This window comes from Arthrobacter sp. P1_B4 (assembly GCF_056406555.1).
Genome location: NZ_JBFTZW010000012.1, coordinates 31,884 through 49,196 on the forward strand (window position 1 = coordinate 31,884; position 17,313 = coordinate 49,196).

Here is a 17,313-nt window from a genome sequence, read left to right on the forward strand (position 1 = left end):
TGCCGGGCGGCCCCGCGGGGTTCCACTTACGGGATCAGCACGAGTTTGCCCCGGACATGGCCTGCGCGGCTGATGCCCAGTGCCCTGGCAGCATCGGTGAGGGGAATCCGCTCCTGGATGCTGAAGCGGAGCTTTCCCCCGGCCGACAGCCGGGCCGCCTCCGCGACCCGTCCGTCCAGCAGCCTGACCGGTGCAATTCCGGCCGCGTTGGCCGCCTTTCCAGGCACTGTGGTCACCGCGGCGCCGTGGCCGCCGAGCAAATGGACCGTCGCCGTCGTCGTCTCCTCCCCGCCAAAGGTGTCCAGGACGGCGGTGATGGTGCCCAGTGCGCGGACGCGTTCCACGAGCCCTTCGCCGTAGGCCACCGGCACGGCGCCGAGGCCGCGCAAATAGTCGTGGTTCTGCTCTGAAGCGGTGCCGATGATCCGGGCGCCGAGGTGCCGCGCGATCTGGACTGCCGCCGAGCCGACCCCGCCCGCCGCACCGTGGATGAGGACCGTGTCCCCCACGCCAATGCCAAGCTGAAGCAGCGCCGAATACGCTGTGCCGCCAGCTATCGCGACGCACGCCGCCTGCTCAAAATCGATGCCCGCGGGCTTTGGCGTCAGCTGGCTGGCCGGAAAATTGGCCGCGGCACGGTAGGCCCCGGAAATGCCATTCCAGATCACGTCGTCGCCCACCTCATGGCCGGTCACGCCGGGGCCAACGGCGGTCACGGTTCCTGCCGCCTCACAGCCGGGAACTGCAGGGAAGTCCAGGGCAAGGTAGGGCTCCAGGTAGCCGGCAACGACTTTCCAGTCCATCGGGTTGACGCCGACGGCGCGGATCCCCACCTGGACCTCGTTCTCCCCCGGAACCGGCGGTTCCTCCTCGCCAACGGTGACGACGTCCGGGCTGCCATAGTGATCGAAAGAGATCTTGATGTCTTTCATGAGGCTTTGCTCCTTCGGCTCGACGCGATGCGGCCTGTGCTGCCAGCTTCTGGCACAAGCGGCGGCTGCGCAAGAGTCGCCCGGCAAGTTGAATTGTCCGAGGCGGCCTGAGCCGAACCGGGGCCCTTGACGAGGGTCAGGCGCCTGGCGAGCGGGTCAGCAGCGTGGAGATCCGGTGCGCTTCTTCCAGGAGCAGCCGCCCCAGTTGCGGACGCCGGTCCTCCCGGAAGCGCGGTTCGATGCCGGTCAGGGACAGCGCCCAGGCGGGGCGGCCCCGCTGGTCGAAGACCGCCGCACCCATCCCCCAGCTGCCTTCCAGGACCAGCCCCGGATTGACCGAATAGCCGGCCTGCCGCGTCGCTTCCAGGTTCTCCCTGACCAGTGCTGCGGTGTGCGCGGCCGCAAAGCTGCCGGCGTGGGCTGCCCAGTTGGCGAGCAGCTCTTCCTGCTCTTGTGCCGGCAGGAAGGCCATGATGGCGGTGCCTGCGGAGGCGACGCCCAGCGGGAACCGCACCCCCTCGTGCAGCACGAAGGAACGGACCGGGAAGCTGCCTTCTTCCCGGAGCAGGCACACGGTCTCGTTGCCGCGGCGGATGGAGAAGAAAGCGCTTTCGCCGGTCTCTTCGGTCAGGCGGCGCAGGCTCGGCCTCGCGATGTCCTCCAGGGGGAAGCGCGCCGAGGCCACGGACCCCAGCAGCAGGATCTCAGGACCCAGGACCCAGTTGCCGCTGCCCGGGTCCTGGTCCAGCAGCCCCTCGGCCGCGAGTGAGCTCAGCAGCCGGTGCACGGTGGGCCGCGTCAGGCCGGATTCGCGCACGAGCTCCACCAGGGGGCAGCCCTCCGGCTTCCGGCCGACCAGGCGCAGCAGGCCGGCTGCCCGGCTGACCACCTGGGCGCCCTGGACGGGGGTTGTATTCATTGCTTGCCTCACGTCGGCCCGGAACTGGGTGATGCTTTCACCCACGTTGCTTTTACCCGATTTTACCATCAGGTATCCACATAATGGATGGTGCCAAGGGTAGCGTCCACACTATAAACTCCGCCAATTTGCGGGGAAACTCCACGTTGACAGTGGTCTGTGACACACCATAGGCTCCTTCTTCAGGCAAGGAGTCCACAAAGTGGATTGCCGGAGTGGATAGCAAGACGAGCTCAATGAGGAGATGCAATGTCAAAGGTGAAATCCGGGGCAGCGGCCGCTCTGCAGGACGTACTGCGCGACGGCATGACGCTCGCCGTCGGCGGTTTCGGGCTCAGCGGGATCCCCGCTGACCTGATCGAGGCGGTGCGGGATTCCGGGGTGAAGGACCTGACGGTCGTCTCCAACAACATGGGCGTGGACGGCAAGGGCCTCGGGGTCCTGATCGAAGGCGGCCAGGTCCGCAAGGTCATCGCGTCCTACGTTGGGGAAAACAAGCTCTTCGCCGAGCAGTACCTCGCCGGCCAGTTGGAGGTGGAGTTCACCCCACAGGGCACCCTTGCTGAGCGGCTGCGCGCCGGCGGCGCCGGCATCCCGGCGTTCTACACGAAGACCGGCGTGGGCACCCTCGTCGCCGAAGGCAAGCCGCTGGCAGAGTTCGACGGCGAGACCTATGTCCAGGAACGCGCCATCAAGGCCGACGTCGCCCTGGTTCACGCCCACACGGCCGACACCGACGGCAACCTGATCTACCGGTACACCGCGCAGAACTTCAACCCCGTGGTCGCTACGGCCGGCGCCGTGACCGTCGCCGAGGCCGAAGTGATCGTCGAGCCCGGCCAGCTGGACCCGAATCACATCATCACCCCCGGCGTGTTCGTCCAGCGCCTGGTCCAGGCCAGCGGCCGCGTCAAGGACATCGAACAGCGCACCGTCCGCCCGCGGCCCGCAGCGGAAGCAGAGCCGGCGCAGGCCGCCTCCGCCGTCACCGTCTAATCCGGCCCGAGCGCCGCCCACCCCGGGCGCGCCGGCATTGGCGCCCCACCCTCAGCACCCTGACTTTCCAAGGAGAACCACCATGGCCTGGACCCGAGATGAAATGGCCGCAATCGCGGCCGAAGAACTGAACGACGGCGACTACGTCAACCTTGGCATCGGCATCCCCACGCTGGTGGCCAACAACCTGCCCGACGGCGTCCGCGTTGTCCTGCAGAGCGAGAACGGCCTCCTCGGCATGGGCCCGTTCCCCTTCGAGGGCGAGGAAGACGCGGACCTGATCAACGCCGGCAAGCAGACCGTCACGGTCCTGCCCGGCGGCAGCATCTTCGACTCCGCGACGTCCTTCGGCATGATCCGCGGCGGCCACGTGAAGGTCGCGATCCTGGGCGCCATGCAGGTCTCCGGGAACGGAGACCTCGCCAACTGGACCATCCCCGGCAAGATGGTCAAGGGCATGGGCGGTGCCATGGACCTCGTGGCCGGCACCCCGCGCGTCGTGGTCCTCACCGAGCACAACGCCAAGGACGGCACCGCCAAGATCGTCAAGGAATGCACGCTGCCCCTCACCGGGCTCAGCTGCGTGGACCGCATCATCAGCGACCTCGCGGTCTTCGACCTTGTGAAGAATGAACACAAAGCAGACGGCGGGCGGAAGCTCACGCTCACGCGCCTCGCGCCCGGCGTCACCGTGGAGGAAATCCGCGAAAAAACCGAAGCCGACTTCGATGTCGCGCTCGAATTTGAAGGAGCGACGGCATGAGCCTCAAAGACCAGTTCGGCAAGGACGTCCTGCTCACCGGCTGGGGCCACAGCCGGTTCGGCAAGCTGAGCGAAGAAACCCTGGAGTCCCTGATCGTGCAGGTCGCCACCGAGGCGATCGGCAACGCCGGGATCGAGCCCGGCCAGATCGATGAGATTTACCTCGGCCAGTTCAACTCCGGCATGATGCCGCTGGCCTTCCCGTCCTCCCTCGCACTGCAGGTCTCGGACCAGCTGGCCAACGTGCCCTCCACCAGGGTGGAGAACGCCTGCGCCTCCGGCTCGGCCGCGTTCCAGCAGGGCACCAAGTCCCTGCTGGCCGGCACCGCGAAGACCGTCCTGGTGATCGGTGCCGAGAAGATGACGCAGGCCGGGGCCGACGTCGTGGGCGCGGCCCTGCTCGGCGCGGACTACGACATGGCCGGCAAGGCCTCCACCACCGGGTTCACCGGCCTCTTCGCCGAGGTGGCGAAGCACTACGGGAAGCGCTACGGCGACAGCAACGGGAAGCTCGGCGACGTCCTGGGCACCATCGCGGCGAAGAACCACCGCAACGGCGTCGACAACCCCTATGCCCAGCTCCGCAAGGACCTCGGCGAGGACTTCTGCCGCACCGTCTCGGACAAGAACCCGATGGTGGCCGACCCGCTGCGCCGCACCGACTGCTCCCCCGTCTCTGACGGCGCCGCCGCCGTCGTCCTCTCCGTCGCCCCTACCGGCGGCGCCACGGCCCCGGTGCGGCTCGCCGGCTTCGGCCAGGCGAACGACTTCTTCCCCGCCGAGCGCCGGGACCCGACCGAATTCGCCGCCACACGGGCCTCCTGGCAGCGGGCCCTGGGGATGGCCGGCGTCGGGCTGGAGGAGCTCGACTTCGCGGAAGTCCACGACTGCTTCACCATCGCCGAACTGCTCATGTACGAGGCCATGGGGCTGACCGAACGCGGCCAGGGCGCCCGGGCGCTCGAGGAAGGCTGGGTCTTCAAGGACGGCAAGCTGCCGGTCAACGTCTCGGGCGGGCTCAAGGCCAAGGGCCACCCCGTCGGCGCCACCGGCGTCTCCCAGCACGTCATCGCCGCCATGCAGCTCACCGGGACCGCCGGCGACATGCAGCTGGCCAACCCGCGCCGGGCCGCGGTGCAGAACATGGGCGGCGTGGGCATCGCCAACTACGTCAGCGTGCTCGAAGCCCTCTAAAGCAACGCGGGGTCAGAAACGGCCCTTAATGGGCCGGATCTGACCCCGCGTTGTTTGTCCTCGCCTGCGTGGCCGGGATGCCACGGGACTAAACTCGTTCCCAGCCCATCCACCACAATGCGAGGAGCACCCATGCGCGCCACCATCATCCACGGTCCCGGCGACATCCGAGTCGAAGACCGCGGCTACCCCACCCTCCAGCTGCCCACCGACGTCATCGTGAAGGTCACCGCCTCCTGCGTCTGCGGCTCGGACCTCTGGCCGTACCGCGGGGTCAAGCCCACCCACAAGCCGTCCGCGATCGGGCACGAGTTCATCGGGACGGTCGAAAGCGTCGGCGACGACATCAAAGACCTCGCCGTGGGCGACTTCGTGATCGCTCCATTCGTGGTCAGCTGCGGCGCGTGCCCGCAGTGCCTCGACGGCGTCACGGTGGCCTGCGACCACCTCGCCGGCTGGGGCGGCAAGGATGACACCGGCCACGGGATCGACGGCGGCCAGGGCCAGGCCGTGCGAGTACCGCTCGCCGAGTCCACGCTGGTCAAGGTCCCGGGCGTCACCGACCCGGACGACGCCCTCCGCGCCAGCCTGCTCACGCTCTCCGACGTTATGGCCACAGGCCACCACGCAGCACTCGCGGCCAAGGCCGGTCCCGGCCGGACGGTCGTGGTGGTCGGCGACGGCGCCGTCGGGCTCTGCGGCGTCCTGGCCGCCAAGCGCCTCGGCGCGGAGCGGATCATCGCCATGTCGCGGCACGCCGACCGCCAGGCGATCGCCCGCGAATTCGGGGCCACGGACATCGTCGCCGAACGCGGGGACGAGGGCGTCGCCAAGGTCCGCGAACTGCTCGGCGGCGTCCTGGCCGACTCCGTGCTGGAGTGCGTGGGGACCAAGGAATCCATGGAACAGGCCCTGCACAGCGTCCGCCCGGGCGGCGCCCTCGGCTTTGTCGGCGTCCCCACCGGCGGCGCCGAAGCCCCGTTGCGCTTTCTGTTCGACACCAACATCTCGATCGGCGGCGGCATGGCCCCGGCCCGGACGTACATCCCGGAACTGCTGGCGGACGTGCTGAACGGCACCATCAATCCGGGCCGCGTGTTCGACTCGGTCATGCCGCTGGAAGAGGCACCCGAGGCCTACCGCGCGATGGACGAACGGCGCGCCATCAAGGTCCTCCTGACCCCGTAGCCGGGCTCTCGACGGCGGCCGCGCTGACACCCGCGCGGCCGCCCGCGCCGGCCTGGCTGTACTGCTAGCTCCCGCCCTTGCACGGGCAAGGACGAGGGTCTAGCGTGAAGCGCATCAGCATCCGCCGCCGTCAAGGGAGCCGTCATGGCCAGGTTCGTGCAGATCATCGAATTTCAGACCTCCCGCATTGAGGAGATCGAGCAACTCGGCCGGCCCTCCAGAACGGAGGGAACCACTGCCCCGACCTTCCGCCGCATCATGGCCACCGCAGACCGCGACCGCCCCGGAACCTATCTCACGATCGTGGAGTTCGACTCCTACGAGTCGGCCATGGAGAACTCCAACCGGCCCGAGACCTCCGAATTCGCCGCGCAGATGGCCGCCCTGTGCGACGGCCCTCCGGTCTTCCGCAACCTGGATCTTATGTGGGAAGACACCGGCGAGGCCGACGCCGGCCAGTAGGCCGGCAGGCTCGCTTGGCAGAGGGGCCGCCGCGCCGCCGGACTCAGGACCCGGAGGCCGCCCGCGGCTTGAATACGTGGCGTGAACACATGGCTTGAAGACGCGGACAGGACGTGGGAGCAGGAAATGGGTTCTGCAGATGGCAGGGCACCGGAAAGTCTCGTCATGGATCTCAGCGCACTGGGTTCCGCTCCCCTGCCGCTCGTGGGCGGAAAGGCCCTGAACCTCGGCAAGCTCACGGCCGCCGGGTTCCGTGTACCCCGCGGATTCTGCCTCACCACGGTTGCCTACCGAAAGGCGGCCCCGGCCGAACTGGACGCGCTGGCGGCCCGGCTGGACGCCGCGCAGCCCCACCCGTCGAACAACGGCGACAACGGCGAAATAGGCGACATAGGCGACGGCGACTCCCGCCAGCCAGGCCGCCCCGGGTTGGCCCGGCCCGGACCGGATCTGGGTGAACTGGCCCGGCAGGCGCGGGAAATGATCGTGACCGCGCCGATTCCCGCCGACGTCGATGCCGCGCTTCGCGGCGCGTATGCCGCGCTCGGCAGCCGGGCCACAGTGGCGGTCAGATCCTCCGCCACCGCCGAGGACCTGCCCTTCGCCAGCTTCGCCGGCCAGCAGGATTCCTTCCTGAACATCTCCGGAGCCGACGCCGTGGTCGAGTCGGTCCGGCGCTGCTGGGCCTCACTCTGGACCGAACGGGCCGTGGCCTACCGCGCCGCCAACGGGATCAGCCACCGTGAGGTGGGCCTCGCCGTCGTCGTCCAGGACCTCATCACCGCCACCAGCGCCGGCGTGCTCTTCACCGCCAATCCCGTGACGGGCACCCGGACCGAAACGGTCATCGATGCGAGCGCCGGGCCCGGCCAGGCGGTGGTCTCCGGCAGCGTCAACCCGGACCATTTCGTCGTGGATACGGCCACGGGACGCATCCTCCTCCGTTCACCGAAGGGGACGTCAGTCCGGCGGCGGCCGAGCCTGGACGACGCCCGGATCCGCGAACTCACGGCCCTCGGCGATACCGTCCAGGGGCTGTTCGGGGCACCCCAGGATGTGGAATGGGTGATCGACGCCGCGGGCAGGATCTGGGTGACCCAGTCGCGGCCCATCACCACGTTGTATCCGCTGCCGGAGCCTGCGGCCGCCGAACCGCTGGGCGCGGAGGCAGGGGCCGACGTCGACCCCCACGTCTACCTGTGCGGCACCTTGCTCCAGGGCCTGACCAGGCCCCTGACCCCCATGGGGCTCTCCGTGCTGGGCTCAATGCGGAACCGCAACGGGCCGTGGCGGTACGTCAACCCGGGATTGCGGATGTATGTGGACGTGACGCCCATGGTGCGCAACAGGTACGGCCGCCGCTACCTGCTGCGGATGCTTCCGCTGGCGGACGGCAGGTCCGGCGCGGTTTTTCCGGCACTCCTGGATGACCCGCGGTTCGGAGTGCGCAAACGGCCGTCCCGGCGGCCACGGCACGGCGCGGCGGGCAGGCTGGCCCCCCGGCGGCCGGGGACCGGCAGCGGCGCAGCGGGCAATAGCGCAGGGCGCGATCCCGGAACCATGGCCGGCCTGGGCCTGACGGTCCGGCTGCTTCCGTCCCTTCTGCGGGCCGCGGTGCGGCCGTCCGCCGAACTGCGCCGCGCCTTCGATTACGGAGATCGCCTTCAATCCGAACTTGTCCTGCCGGAACCGGCCACCACTTTTGGCCGGCTCGATCACGCCCAGCGCATCCTGGAGAACACCGTGGACGGACTGATCCTGGCGACGCTGCCCGGACCGTCCGTTGGTTACCTCATGCTGGCCGGGGCGCGCAGGCTGCTGCGCGGCATCGCGGCACCGCGGGAACTCGAGGCCGTGTTGCGGGGTCTGCCCAACAATGTCACCACTGAGATGGACCTCGAACTCTGGCAACTGGCCGTCACCGTCGGCGCGAACGCCGCGTCCCGGGAGGTGTTCCTGGCCCACGGGCCAAGGGAACTGGCCGCCCTGTACAAGGCCGGCTCGCTGCCCGCAGTGGCACAGACCGGCCTGCACGGGTTCCTGGACCGCTACGGCCACCGCGCCGTGGCGGAGATCGACCTTGGCATGCCGCGGTGGTCGGAGAAGCCGGACCATATCCTCGGGATGATCTCGAACTACCTTCATGTGGCCGACCCCGAGCAAGCGCCCGACCGGCAGTTCGCCCGCGCCGAGGAACATGCCGAGGCCAGGATCCGCAGCCTGGTGGAGCGGACCAGGGTCCGGAGCCGGATCCGTGCCCAGCTGGTGGAATTCTGCCTGCGCCGGACCCGCCAGCTGTCCGGACTGCGCGAACTGCCCAAGTTCTACATCATCCTCGCCCTCGCGGAAATGCACCGCCAGCTCAACGCGATCGGCATCGAGCTGGCCCGGTCCGGTGCGATCGCCGCCGCGGACGACGTGTATTTCCTGGAATTCGACGAGGTCCGTGTGGGTTTGCGGGGTGCCGATCTCAAGGGCATCGTCGCGGGCCGCCACCGGATCTACGACGTCGAACTGCGCCGGCGCCGGATTCCCCGGCTCCTGCTCTCCGACGGCACGGATGTGGAGGCGGCCGTGATGGCCAAGTCCCCCGCTTCCGGCGCCCTCGCCGGGACACCGGCGTCGGCCGGCACCGCCACCGGAATGGTCCGGGTCATCCTGGATCCGGTGGGCGCGCACCTCGAGCCCGGGGAAATCCTCGTGGCGCCCTCCACCGACCCCGGCTGGACGCCGCTGTTCATGACGGCCGGCGCCCTGGTGATGGAAATGGGCGGGGTGATCTCGCACGGCGCCGTGGTGGCCCGCGAATACGGCATCCCGGCGGTGGTGGGCGTGCCGGACGCGACCACCCGTTTGCGGACCGGTGAGACCGTGACCGTGGACGGATCGGCCGGAACGGTGCGGCAGGTGGATTCCCCGCTCTCCCCCGCCACGGCCGCCGGCAGCCTGGCTGGCTGAGCGTGAACCTCCGGACCGGCCGGCGCCGGGCCGTCGAATTGCAACGGGACCTCCGCCACGCCGCCGGCAGGGGGCTATGTTAGATAGATGGCGTCTGCCGGCATTAACGCACAGGGCGGCCCGGTTCCCGAGGGCTTTGGTTCGGGGCTGGTGGACGATGCCGCCCGCCGGGACGCCGCGTTGCCCGACTTCGACTGGGCCGTCCTTCCGGCAGGCGTGATGCGCGGTCAGTTCGAGGCACCGAGCGGGACCTTGGCGACGATCGCTGCCGGAGACCCCGGGAAGCCGCGCGTCCTGCTAATCCCGGGCGCAACCGGCTCCAAGGAAGACTTCATCCTCATGCTGCCCGAGCTCGCCGCGGCCGGCTACTTCGTCCTCAGCTGCGACATCGCCGGGCAGTATGAATCCGCCCAGGCCGGGCCCGAAAACCTCGTTCCGCCCCGGAACTGCTACGACTACGAGCTGTTCCGCGACGACCTCCTGGCCATGCTGGACACCGATCAAGGCGCCGTGCACGTCGTGGGGTATTCCTTCGCGGCGCTGGTTGCCCAACTGGCGTTCGTCCAGCGGCCAGAAAAGTTCCGCAGCCTGACCCTCATCAGCTGCCCGCCGGAGCCGGGACAGAGCCTCCGCTACGTGCGCCTGGCAGGCTGGGTCAGCTGTTGGGTCACCTCCAAGGTCGGCACCGCAATAATGATTTGGGGCATCCGCAGCAATATTGCCCGGGTGGCGCCGCAGCGGCTGCGGTTCGTCAGGAGCCGGTTCGCGTTCACGCGCCGCGCCTCGGTGGTCGACATCATCGGCCTTATGAAGCACACCCCGGATCTGCGGCGGGTGCTGGCGGCCGCGACGCTGCCAAAGCTTGTCGCAGTCGGCGAACACGACCTCTGGCCGCTGGCGTTGCACCGGAGCTTCGCGCAGTCGATCGGTGCGCGGATTTCGGTCTACCGCGCGGGCCACAGCCCGTCCGAGACCTCGCCGTACCAGATCAGCCGGGACCTGATTGCGCTCTTCGACGCCACCGTCTCGGCCTGACGAAAGCGGCCGGCCGAGACGAAGACCCCCGTCAGACCCTTGCACCGCGGCCCGTCGCACCGTACGTTGGGGACAGCGGACGAATGTCTCCGCAGCCGTTGGCCTTTTGGCCGCCGGAGATCAGCAGCATTTCAGAAGGATAAAGGCATGGCTACAGGCACAGTTAAATGGTTCAACGCCGAAAAGGGTTTTGGCTTCATTGCCCCGGATGACGGGTCGGCCGACGTTTTCGCCCACTACTCGGCAATCGCTACCAGCGGCTACCGCTCGCTGGACGAGAACCAGAAGGTTGAATTCGACGTCACGCAGGGCCCGAAGGGCCCGCAGGCTGAGAACATCCGCCCGCTCTAAGTACTCCGGAAAAAGCCCCGGCCGCCTGGCCGGGACACTTTCCCCGAAGACCACAAACGCCCCTCCGGAGGATTCCTCCGGAGGGGCGCTTGTGTTCGAGGCGTTGGTGTTCGAGGCGCTTGTGTTCGAGGCGTTGGTGGCCGAGGCGCTTGTGTTCGAGGCGTTGGTGTTCGAGGCGTTGGTGGCCGCCCCCCCCCTGCCGCCGGGCGTGGTGTCAGCCGACGTGGACCCACGGACGCCGGGTGACGTCCGGCTCGGCCTCGCGCAACACTTCGCGCGTCACCGGGGCGATCTCGCCTTCGCCGAAAGCCAGGAACCGCAGGAGGTTGGTGAACGGGTTTCCCTCCGTCCAGCGGAAGTAGATGTGCGGCATCAGCCCGGTGACGTCGCGGATGTGCAGCAGCACGGAGGCGATCGTGTTCGGAACAACAGGCCCGTGGACCTCCAGGATCTGGTACCCGTGCCGGCTGACCCCGCGGACCTCGAGCGCGGTCTCGAAGTCCGAGGAGTCGTCCACCACGACTTCGAGGAACAGCGCCTGGGAGTCCAGCGGGAGGTGGCTGACCTCGATCGCGGACGTGAGCTTGTCCAGGTACGCCTGGGCAGTGAGCCGCAGCGGCTCATGGGCGATGATCGCGATGGGTCCGGATTCATTGGCGGCCAGGAATTCCAGGGCCGGGGTGTCCATCCGCACATGCGTGGCATGGAGCTCGAACGAGCGCCGGATGCGCGAGAGCAGGGAGATCACGATGATCCCGATGATAAAGAACGCGGCGATCCGGATGCCTTCGGGCCGCTCGAAGATGTTGGCCACCGTGGTGTAGATGAACACGACGGCGATGATGCCGAAGCCGATGCTGCGCTTGCGCTGCCGGTGGCTTCGTGCGGACAGCGTCACGGCAATCGCCGCCGACGTCATCAAAACCAGGACACCGGTGGCGTAAGCGCCGCCCTGGGCGTCGACGTCGGCGTCGAACAGCCAGGTGATCAGGAACCCCACAAGGGTGAACACCAAAACCAGCGGCCTGACCGCCCGGGCCCATTCCGGAGCCATGCCGTACCGGGGCAGATAGCGCGGCACGAGGTTCAGCAGCCCGGCCATGGCGGAGGCGCCGGCGAACCACAGGATGGCGATGGTGCTCAGATCGTAGACGGTGCCGAATCCGTTTCCCAGGTATTCGTGCGCCAGATAAGCCAGGGCGCGGCCGTTCGCCTGCCCGCCGGGCTGGAACTCCTGCGCCGGGATCAGGACCACTGTGGTGAAGCTCGTGGTGACGAGGAACGCGCTCATGATCAGGGCCGCCGTCGTCAGCAGCCGGCGCGCACCCTTGATCCGGCCCTGAGGGTTCTCCTCGGTGTCCGTGGCGTGGCCGCGGATCTGCGGCATCACGGCGACGCCGGTCTCGAAGCCGGACAGGCCCAGGGCCAGCTTGGGGAACACGAGCAGCGCGATGCCCACCACCATCAGCGGGCTCCCGTGCTGGGTGGTCAGGGCCAGCCACCAGTTATCGACCGCCACCGGGTGCTGCAGGACCTCGATGATCGTTGTGATGACCACGACGACGTTCAGCCCGAGGTAAATGCCCACCAGGACGACGGCGACGCCGATCGCCTCCTTGAAACCGCGCAGGAACACCGCGGCGAGCAGAGCCAGCAGGAACAGCGTGACCGCGACGTTCTGGCCCTGCATCCAGGCGGGGGCGAACGGGTTCTCGAGCGCGTGCGCGGTCGCGTCCGCGGCAGAAAGCGTCATGGTGATCATGAAATCGGTAGCCGCGAACCCCAGCAACACCAGGACCAGGAGTTTCCCGCCCCAACGTGGCAGCAGCCGCTCCAGCATGGCGATGGACCCTTCACCGCGCGGACTTTCACCGGCCACCCGGCGGTACACGGGCAGTGCGCCCAGCAAGGTCACGGCCACCAGGACCAGGGTGGCCAGCGGCGAAATCACGCCGGCCGCGAGCGCGGCGATGGCGGGCTGGTAGCCCAGGGTGGAGAAGTAGTCCACGCCGGTCAGGCACATGACCTGCCACCACGAGTGCTTTTTCAGGTGGCTGTCGCTCACGGCCCCGGGCCCCTGGTGGATTCCCTTGGCGTCTTGGAGGCCGAACAGCAGCCAGTTCCTGAAGTGTTCCCCGGCGCCGGGCCGCGGCGCGGAGGGGTCTGCCGGGGGCCGGCTGAGGGTGGTCATGATGTCCTTTCCACGCGGCACACCGCGCCGCTTCCGTCCGAGACGCTACCAGCCCCGGAGGCCGCCGCTACCGTCCGGCGAACAATCCTGATGGTTCCTTAACGCGGCCCTCAAACCGGCGCTTCGGGTGCCCGTCCGGGTTCCCGCGCGTCGCCGGCCTCGCCGGACCCGCCACCGCTAATGCGGCATCAAGATCCAGGCCGCAACCATCAAGGAAGCGTTAAAACCGCCGGTTCGGGCCGGCGACGGGGTTTGACTGGAGCTGTCTCCCAACGGGGACACCGAGGAAAGGAATGCCCAATGGCTGATTTGGCTGTGATCGGAATCCTGATGCTGTCGATGGGATTCGTAATGTGGATCGGCCACGTCCTGGCCGGGATGGTCGGCAGTGCCGATGACCGGCCGGAGGGTGGCAAGTGAGCGCCGATGCGGCGATGTGGCTCGTTCTGTTGCTGGCAGGGCTGTGCCTCTTCGGCTACCTGCTGGCCGTCCTGATCCATCCGGAAAAGTGGTGAACGGATCATGACCTTCAACCCTGCGTCCTTTGCTGTCCAGGTGGCGGCGCTACTCATTGTCCTGGCGGCCATGCACAAGCCTCTGGGCATCTACCTGGCCCGGGTTTTCGAGGGCACGACGTCAGCCCGGGCCGAGCGCCTCTTCTACCGGCTGGCCGGGGTCGACGCCGGCACCGAGCAGACCTGGCCGGTCTACCTGCGCAGCGTTCTAGCGTTCTCGGCCGTCTCGATCCTGGCCGTGTTCGGCCTCCAACGGCTGCAGGGCGTCCTGCCCGGCAGCGGTTCGCTGCCCGGCGTCGACCCGTGGGTGGCCATGAACACCGCTATTTCCTTTGTGACCAACACGAACTGGCAGACCTACGTCCCCGAGACCACGGTAGGCATCTTCGTGCAGATGTGTCTGCTGGCGGTGCAGAACTTCCTCTCCGCCGCCGTCGGCATCGTGGTCGCCGTCGCCCTGATCCGGGGCATTGCCCGCACACGGACACAGCGGCTGGGCAACTTCTGGGTGGACCTGACCCGGACGACGTTCCGGGTCCTGCTGCCGCTGGCGTTCGTCGCGGCAGTGGTGATGGTCCTCGGCGGAGTGGTGCAGAATTTCTGGTCCACCGAGGTCACCAACCAGGCCACGGGCCTTTCGCAGAGCATTCCCGGCGGCCCCGTCGCCTCCCAGGAAGCCATCAAGGAGCTCGGGACCAACGGCGGCGGCTACTTTAACGCGAACTCCGCCCACCCGTTTGAAAACCCCAACGCCTTCATCAGCCTCTTTGAGGTGTTCCTGCTCCTGCTCATCCCCTCCGCCCTCCCGTATGCCTTCGGCCGGATGGTGGGCGACCAGCGGCAGGGCTACACGGTCGTCGCCGTGATGGGCACCCTGTGGCTGGCTTCGATTTCGCTGATGGGCTGGGCCGTCGCTGCCGGCCAGGGAACCGCGACGGCCGCCGCCGGTGGCCTCGGCGAAGGCTTCGAACAGCGCTTCGGCCCCGTGCCCAGCGCGATCTTCGCGACGTCCACCACCCTGACCTCCACCGGCGCCGTCAACACCGCCCACGATTCCCTGCCGCCGCTGGCCGGCGGAGTGGCCATGGTGAACATGATGCTCGGCGAAGTCGCCCCCGGCGGAACCGGGTCCGGGCTCTACGGCCTGCTGATCCTGTCCATCATTTCCGTCTTCATCGCCGGCCTCATGGTCGGGCGCACCCCGGAGTACCTGGGCAAGAAGATCGGACCGACGGAAATGAAACTCGCCGCCATGTACATCCTCGTCACCCCGAGCCTGGTGCTGGCCCTCGCCGGCATCACCGTCCTGCTGCCGGACGCCATGGCCAACGCCCCAGCCACCGGCCCGCACCAGTTCAGCGAAGCGCTTTACGCCTTCACCTCCGGGGCCAACAACAACGGCTCCGCGTTCGGCGGCATCACCACGTCGGGCCCATACCTTTCGGTCATGATGGGCCTGGCGATGCTGCTGGGCCGCTTTCTCCCGATCGTCCTGGTGATCGCCCTGGCCGGCTTCCTCGCCCGTCAGGGCAAGGTTCCCACGTCCGCCGGCACCGTCCCCACCCACGGCCCGCTGTTCGGCTCGCTGCTGCTCGGCGTGACGGTAATCCTGACCGCCCTGAGCTACTTCCCGGCCCTTGCCCTGGGCCCCCTCGCAGAAGGACTCCTCAAATGACCCGGTCCCACACGGCGTTAGCCACGGACACCGAAGCCCTGACCTACGCCGACGGAAACCCCCTTGGCACCCCCGGCGAGCACAAGCACCACACCAAAGCCCCGGCAAAACTGACACTCACGTCCGTCATAGCCGCCCTGCCCCTCGCGGTCAGGAAACTCTCCCCGCGGCAGATGATCCATTCCCCGGTCATGTTCATCGTGCTGGTCGGGGCCGGCCTGTGCACCGCGATCTCGGTGTACCGGCCGTCCGTGTTCGGCATCGCCGTGACGGCCTGGCTGTGGCTCACCGTCCTCTTCGGCACCCTGTCCGAATCCATCGCCGAGGGCCGGGGCAAGGCCCAGGCCGACAGCCTGCGCGCCAGCCGCAAGGGCGTCCAGGCCCGGCTCCGGCAGCCCGGCGGCGCCACCCGGGACCTGCCGGGGACGGAGTTGCGGCGCGGAGACGTCGTGGTTTGCGAGGCCGGGGACGTCATTCCCTCGGACGGCGAAATCATCGAAGGCCTGGCCAGCGTCGACGAATCCACCATCACGGGCGAATCAGCCCCGGTCATCCGCGAATCCGGCGGAGACCGGTCCTCCGTCACCGGCGGCACGAAGGTCCTCTCGGACCGGATCGTCATCCGCATCACCGCAGAGCCGGGCCAAACCTTCATCGACCGGATGATCAGGCTTGTCGAGGGCGCCGTGCGGCAGAAGACTCCCAACGAAATCGCGCTCCACGTACTGCTGGTGTCCCTGACCATCGTCTTCCTGGCCGTCACCATGTCACTGGCACCGTTCGCCGCCCTCGCCGGCGCCACGCCGTCCCCGATCGTGCTGGTCGCACTGCTGGTCTGTCTGATCCCCACCACCATCGGGGCCCTTGTCCCGGCCATTGGCATCGCCGGCATGGACCGGCTGGTCCAGCACAACGTGCTCGCCACCTCCGGCCGTGCCGTGGAAACCGCCGGAGACATCACCACCCTGCTGCTGGACAAGACCGGAACCATCACCTACGGCAACCGCCGCGCCGTCAATTTCTTCCCCGCCGATCATGTGGACCGGACCCAACTCATCGAAGCGGCCCGGGTCTGCAGCCTGGCCGACGAAACCCCCGAGGGGCGCTCCATCGTGGACCTCGCCGCGGACAAGGGCGTGACCGGGGCCGATCTGACCACCCTTGAACACAGCGCCAGCGATTTTGCCGTCGTCCCCTTCAGCGCCAGCACGCGCATGAGCGGGTTGGACCTTGACGGCCGGCAGATCCGCAAGGGCGCCGCCTCCACGGTTGCGGCCTTCGTTGCCGAGTACGGCGGGCACTCCCCGGCGGAGGTCGAGCACCGGGTCACGGAAATCTCGGCCCAGGGCGGCACACCTCTCCTGGTCGCCCAGGTGGGCAAGGACGGCAGCGCCGACGTCCTTGGAACCATCCACCTCGCCGACGTCGTCAAACCCGGCATGCATGCCCGCTTCGCCGAACTGCGGCAAATGGGCATCCGGACCGTCATGATCACCGGCGACAACCCCATCACCGCCAAGGTGATCGCCGCCGAGGCCGGCGTCGATGACTTTCTGGCCGAAGCAACCCCGGAGGACAAGCTCGCGGTCATCAAGAAGGAGCAGGCCGCAGGCCGGCTCGTGGCCATGACCGGGGACGGCACCAACGACGCCCCGGCGCTGGCCGCCGCGGACGTGGGCGTCGCCATGAACTCCGGAACCCCCGCCGCGAAGGACGCTGCCAACATGGTGGACCTCGACTCCGACCCCACCAAACTCATCAACATCGTCGGCATCGGCAAGCAACTGCTCATCACCCGCGGCGCCCTGACCACCTTCTCGGTCGCCAACGACGTCGCCAAGTACTTCGCGATCGTCCCGGCCCTTTTTGCCGCCGCCTTCCCGGGGCTAGGGCTGCTGAACATCATGGGCCTGGCCACCCCGTCTTCAGCCATCCTGTCCGCGGTGATCTTCAACGCCCTGATCATCATCGCGTTGGTTCCGCTCGCGCTTCGGGGGGTCAAATACCGTGCCGTCTCCGCCAACCAGGCACTGGCCCGGAACCTGCTGATCTACGGGCTCGGCGGCCTGATTGCACCCTTCATCGGCATCAAGATCATCGACCTGTTGATCTCCCTCATCCCAGGAATCGGCTAG

At 68.3% G+C, this 17,313-nt stretch carries 14 protein-coding genes; 11 read left to right on the forward strand and 3 right to left on the reverse strand.

Features of this window, described 5'->3' with window-relative positions; translation table 11 throughout:
- Positions 1 to 26: 26 nt before the first annotated feature.
- Positions 27 to 932: an NADP-dependent oxidoreductase gene (locus tag AC1D1W_RS07615; protein ID WP_476943350.1), complete on the reverse strand. Its 906-nt coding sequence runs from the start codon at positions 930 to 932 to the stop codon at positions 27 to 29.
- A 136-nt stretch (positions 933 to 1,068) separates the two neighbouring features.
- Positions 1,069 to 1,851, reverse strand: coding sequence for an IclR family transcriptional regulator (locus tag AC1D1W_RS07620; RefSeq protein ID WP_476943351.1), 783 nt, complete (start codon positions 1,849 to 1,851; stop codon positions 1,069 to 1,071).
- A gap of 249 nt (positions 1,852 to 2,100) precedes the next feature.
- Here AC1D1W_RS07620 and AC1D1W_RS07625 point away from each other — a divergent pair, with 249 nt between their 5' ends.
- The 8 genes from AC1D1W_RS07625 (at position 2,101) to AC1D1W_RS07660 (ending at position 10,797) form a co-directional block, all read left to right on the forward strand.
- Positions 2,101 to 2,847, forward strand: coding sequence for a CoA transferase subunit A (locus AC1D1W_RS07625; protein WP_459383706.1), 747 nt, complete (start codon positions 2,101 to 2,103; stop codon positions 2,845 to 2,847).
- A gap of 82 nt (positions 2,848 to 2,929) precedes the next feature.
- Positions 2,930 to 3,610, forward strand: coding sequence for a CoA transferase subunit B (locus AC1D1W_RS07630; protein ID WP_459383705.1), 681 nt, complete (start codon positions 2,930 to 2,932; stop codon positions 3,608 to 3,610).
- The gene (locus AC1D1W_RS07635; protein WP_476943352.1) at positions 3,607 to 4,803 is read left to right on the forward strand and encodes an acetyl-CoA acetyltransferase; all 1,197 of its coding nucleotides are present in this window, start codon (positions 3,607 to 3,609) and stop codon (positions 4,801 to 4,803) included. The genes AC1D1W_RS07630 and AC1D1W_RS07635 overlap by 4 nt, the downstream gene beginning before the upstream one ends.
- A 132-nt stretch (positions 4,804 to 4,935) precedes the next feature.
- On the forward strand, positions 4,936 to 5,991 hold the full coding sequence (locus tag AC1D1W_RS07640) for a zinc-dependent alcohol dehydrogenase family protein (RefSeq protein ID WP_243181424.1): 1,056 nt from the start codon (positions 4,936 to 4,938) through the stop codon (positions 5,989 to 5,991).
- A gap of 144 nt (positions 5,992 to 6,135) precedes the next feature.
- Positions 6,136 to 6,453 (forward strand): hypothetical protein, encoded by a 318-nt coding sequence (locus tag AC1D1W_RS07645; RefSeq protein ID WP_079552423.1) that lies wholly within the window; start codon positions 6,136 to 6,138, stop codon positions 6,451 to 6,453.
- A gap of 165 nt (positions 6,454 to 6,618) precedes the next feature.
- A complete protein-coding gene (locus AC1D1W_RS07650) occupies positions 6,619 to 9,411 on the forward strand; it encodes a PEP/pyruvate-binding domain-containing protein (RefSeq protein WP_476943353.1) in 2,793 nt (930 codons plus the stop codon).
- Positions 9,412 to 9,498: 87 nt separating this feature from the next.
- The gene (locus tag AC1D1W_RS07655; RefSeq protein WP_476943354.1) at positions 9,499 to 10,446 is read left to right on the forward strand and encodes an alpha/beta fold hydrolase; all 948 of its coding nucleotides are present in this window, start codon (positions 9,499 to 9,501) and stop codon (positions 10,444 to 10,446) included.
- A 147-nt stretch (positions 10,447 to 10,593) separates the two neighbouring features.
- The gene (locus AC1D1W_RS07660; RefSeq protein WP_009357211.1) at positions 10,594 to 10,797 is read left to right on the forward strand and encodes a cold-shock protein; all 204 of its coding nucleotides are present in this window, start codon (positions 10,594 to 10,596) and stop codon (positions 10,795 to 10,797) included.
- A 214-nt stretch (positions 10,798 to 11,011) separates the two neighbouring features.
- On the opposite strand, the gene AC1D1W_RS07665 is transcribed toward AC1D1W_RS07660, so the two are convergent.
- Entirely contained in the window at positions 11,012 to 12,988 is a 1,977-nt protein-coding gene (locus AC1D1W_RS07665) for an APC family permease (protein WP_243181421.1), read from the reverse strand.
- 416 nt (positions 12,989 to 13,404) lie between these two features.
- Between AC1D1W_RS07665 and AC1D1W_RS07670 the strand changes: the two genes are divergently transcribed.
- The 3 genes from AC1D1W_RS07670 to kdpB are packed head-to-tail and all read left to right on the forward strand — an operon-like array spanning position 13,405 to position 17,313.
- Positions 13,405 to 13,503 carry a potassium-transporting ATPase subunit F gene (locus tag AC1D1W_RS07670; RefSeq protein WP_476943355.1) on the forward strand — a complete coding sequence of 33 codons (99 nt, stop codon included), beginning with the start codon at positions 13,405 to 13,407 and terminating at the stop codon, positions 13,501 to 13,503.
- Positions 13,504 to 13,510: 7 nt separating this feature from the next.
- On the forward strand, positions 13,511 to 15,178 hold the full coding sequence (gene kdpA, locus AC1D1W_RS07675; protein WP_243181420.1) for a potassium-transporting ATPase subunit KdpA: 1,668 nt from the start codon (positions 13,511 to 13,513) through the stop codon (positions 15,176 to 15,178).
- The gene (gene kdpB / locus AC1D1W_RS07680) at positions 15,175 to 17,313 is read left to right on the forward strand and encodes a potassium-transporting ATPase subunit KdpB (protein ID WP_476943356.1); all 2,139 of its coding nucleotides are present in this window, start codon (positions 15,175 to 15,177) and stop codon (positions 17,311 to 17,313) included. Before kdpA ends, kdpB begins: the two co-directional genes overlap by 4 nt.

Coding starts and splice junctions, on each gene's coding strand:
- AC1D1W_RS07640 (WP_243181424.1), top strand. CDS start 4,936: ATGCGCGCCACCATCATCCACGGTCCCGGCGACATCCGAGTCGAAGAC.
- AC1D1W_RS07665 (WP_243181421.1), bottom strand. CDS start 12,988: ATGACCACCCTCAGCCGGCCCCCGGCAGACCCCTCCGCGCCGCGGCCC.
- AC1D1W_RS07650 (WP_476943353.1), top strand. CDS start 6,619: ATGGATCTCAGCGCACTGGGTTCCGCTCCCCTGCCGCTCGTGGGCGGA.
- AC1D1W_RS07620 (WP_476943351.1), bottom strand. CDS start 1,851: ATGAATACAACCCCCGTCCAGGGCGCCCAGGTGGTCAGCCGGGCAGCC.
- kdpA (WP_243181420.1), top strand. CDS start 13,511: ATGACCTTCAACCCTGCGTCCTTTGCTGTCCAGGTGGCGGCGCTACTC.
- AC1D1W_RS07645 (WP_079552423.1), top strand. CDS start 6,136: ATGGCCAGGTTCGTGCAGATCATCGAATTTCAGACCTCCCGCATTGAG.
- AC1D1W_RS07625 (WP_459383706.1), top strand. CDS start 2,101: ATGTCAAAGGTGAAATCCGGGGCAGCGGCCGCTCTGCAGGACGTACTG.
- AC1D1W_RS07655 (WP_476943354.1), top strand. CDS start 9,499: ATGGCGTCTGCCGGCATTAACGCACAGGGCGGCCCGGTTCCCGAGGGC.
- AC1D1W_RS07660 (WP_009357211.1), top strand. CDS start 10,594: ATGGCTACAGGCACAGTTAAATGGTTCAACGCCGAAAAGGGTTTTGGC.
- AC1D1W_RS07615 (WP_476943350.1), bottom strand. CDS start 932: ATGAAAGACATCAAGATCTCTTTCGATCACTATGGCAGCCCGGACGTC.
- AC1D1W_RS07635 (WP_476943352.1), top strand. CDS start 3,607: ATGAGCCTCAAAGACCAGTTCGGCAAGGACGTCCTGCTCACCGGCTGG.
- AC1D1W_RS07630 (WP_459383705.1), top strand. CDS start 2,930: ATGGCCTGGACCCGAGATGAAATGGCCGCAATCGCGGCCGAAGAACTG.
- kdpB (WP_476943356.1), top strand. CDS start 15,175: ATGACCCGGTCCCACACGGCGTTAGCCACGGACACCGAAGCCCTGACC.